The 2530-nt window shown below is 41.4% G+C and carries 3 protein-coding genes and 1 pseudogene; all 4 read left to right on the forward strand.

Features of this window, described 5'->3' with window-relative positions; translation table 11 throughout:
* The coding region (locus SMIDD26_RS11430) for an aconitase family protein (protein WP_246746876.1) at positions 1–638 on the forward strand (638 nt) is incomplete at its 5' end.
* A gap of 9 nt (positions 639–647) precedes the next feature.
* Positions 648–1241 carry a 3-isopropylmalate dehydratase small subunit gene (leuD, locus tag SMIDD26_RS03410; protein ID WP_061438936.1) on the forward strand — a complete coding sequence of 198 codons (594 nt, stop codon included), beginning with the start codon at positions 648–650 and terminating at the stop codon, positions 1239–1241.
* 27 nt (positions 1242–1268) lie between these two features.
* Positions 1269–2048, forward strand: a complete 780-nt coding sequence (locus tag SMIDD26_RS03415) for an L-threonylcarbamoyladenylate synthase (RefSeq protein WP_061438937.1) — start codon at positions 1269–1271, stop codon at positions 2046–2048.
* 163 nt (positions 2049–2211) lie between these two features.
* Positions 2212–2530 (forward strand): annotated as a pseudogene (locus tag SMIDD26_RS03420) (endonuclease); the annotation flags it as partial.

The raw sequence follows: 2530 nt of genomic DNA on the forward strand, positions 1-2530 counted from the left end.
TTCCAGAAGATTTTGATGAGGCTGTGGCTGATGGGAAAACAATTGTCAGTGATGAGGATGCCGTTTACGATAAGGTTATCCGGATGGATGTCTCAGACCTAGCTCCCATGGTGACCTGGGGGACCAATCCTGCTATGGGTGTTGACTTTGACAGTAGTTTCCCAGAAATTAAGGACATGAATGATGAGCGTGCCTACAATTACATGGATTTGGAGCCTGGTCAAAAGCCAGCAGATATTGAACTAGGCTATATCTTTATCGGTTCTTGTACCAATGCTCGTCTCAGCGACTTGCAACTGGCTGCGCGATTTGTCAAAGGGAAGAAAATTGCTCCTAACTTAACGGCTATCGTAGTCCCAGGTTCTCGTCCTGTGAAACGAGCTGCTGAGAAGTTGGGCTTGGATAAGGTATTTCTAGATGCTGGCTTTGAGTGGAGAGACCCGGGTTGCTCCATGTGTCTGGGGATGAATCCGGACAAGGTTCCTGATGGTGTTCACTGCGCCTCAACCAGCAATCGAAATTTTGAAGACAGACAAGGCTTTGGCGCTAAGACTCATCTCTGTAGTCCAGCTATGGCAGCTGCGGCAGCTATTGCAGGGCGCTTTGTAGATGTTCGACAAATGCCAGAAGCCCAGTAAGGAGAGGATATGGAGAAATTTACAGTTTATACGGGAACGACCGTTCCTCTCATGAATGATAACATCGACACTGACCAAATCCTACCCAAGCAGTTTCTCAAGTTAATTGATAAAAAAGGCTTTGGTAAGTACCTCATGTATGCTTGGCGTTATCTGGATGACAAGTATACTGAGGACCCAGACTTTGTCTTTAACCGACCTGAATATCGGAAAGCTAGTATTCTCATCTCAGGGGATAACTTTGGGGCAGGGTCTTCGAGGGAACACGCAGCTTGGGCCTTAGCAGACTATGGTTTTAAGGTTGTGATTGCAGGGTCTTTTGGGGATATTCATTACAATAATGAACTCAATAATGGCATGTTACCTATTGTTCAGCCCAGAGAGGTTAGAGAGAAACTAGCCCAGCTACAACCAAGTGACCAGGTAACTGTGGACTTGGAACGACAAAAAATCATCTCACCAGTTGGAGAATTCACTTTTGAAATTGATAGCGAATGGAAACACAAACTCTTAAATGGTTTGGATGATATCGGTATTACTTTGCAGTATGAAGACTTGATTGCTGCTTATGAAAAACAACGACCAGCCTACTGGCAGAATTAGAAGAAAAATAGAAAAGGAAATAGAACTATGACAAAACACATTCAATGGAACGGAACACTTTCACAAGAAGGCTATGACATTTTAAAAGGTGAGGGCGGATGTATCGTTTGTCCTACAAAAGTTGGCTACATTATTATGACTAGCGACAAGGCAGGACTTGAGCGCAAGTTCGCAGCTAAAGAGCGTAACCGTAACAAACCAGGTGTTGTTCTCTGCGGTAGCATGGATGAGCTTCGTGCTTTAGCACAACTCAACCCAGAAATTGAAGCCTTCTACCAAAAACATTGGGATCAAGATATTCTTCTTGGTTGTATCCTTCCTTGGAAACCAGAAGCCTTTGAAAAACTCAAAGCATACGGTGATGGCCGTGAAGAACTGATGACTGACGTGCGTGGAACGAGCTGTTTTGTTATCAAATTTGGGAAAGCTGGTGAACAATTGGCTGCCAAACTTTGGGAAGAAGGTAAAATGGTCTACGCCTCATCTGCAAACCCATCTGGAAAAGGAAACCGTGGTAAGGTAGAAGGTATCGGAGAACGTATCGAAGGAGCTGTAGACCTTGTCATCGAAGCAGACGACTATGTGGCATCCATCCAACCTGACAAAACGATTGAAACTCGCTACGAGCAAGGTGTGATGGTGTCTATGGTCGATAAAGATGGCAAACTCATCCCAGAACAAGGGGGAGCACGATCAACTTCACCAGCTCCAGTTGTAATCCGTAAAGGGCTTGACATTGATAAGATTATGATGCACCTGTCAGATACCTTTAACTCATGGGACTACCGTCAGGGCGAGTATTATTAGGATAAAAAAGAAGTCTAGTGTTAAGAGGGAATACCCACTCTACCCTAGGCTTTTTCTTTAGAAATTCTTTTCTTTTTTCTATAGATGTGATATTCTATATGTGAAATAGGGCTTTGAAATATTAAATACTAACTAGCCTATAATATGAAAATGGAGCTACAAAATGGAAGAAAAATTAAATTATTGGATGATAGTTGCAGGAGGAGGTGGAAAAGTTTGGTCTTTATTTAAAGAAGAAAATATAGCTTGTATAGATTTTGATTCTAATTTATCTAATATTTTAGATTACAATAATCCTGAAGAATTGAAGCAAGGAAAGCAGAGAAATTTATTTATTTGGAAGTTTGCACATGACATAAAAATAAATGATTATATAATAGCTACCTCAGGATTTAACAAAATTTTGGGTATTGGACAATGTGTGAAAACATATTACTTTGATGAAACAAAAACAGAGTTTAAACATTGTATTGGTGTTAATT

Source organism: Streptococcus mitis (assembly GCF_001579035.1).
Lineage (GTDB): Bacteria > Bacillota > Bacilli > Lactobacillales > Streptococcaceae > Streptococcus > Streptococcus mitis_J.

Coding starts and splice junctions, on each gene's coding strand:
- leuD (WP_061438936.1), top strand. CDS start 648: ATGGAGAAATTTACAGTTTATACGGGAACGACCGTTCCTCTCATGAAT.
- SMIDD26_RS03415 (WP_061438937.1), top strand. CDS start 1,269: ATGACAAAACACATTCAATGGAACGGAACACTTTCACAAGAAGGCTAT.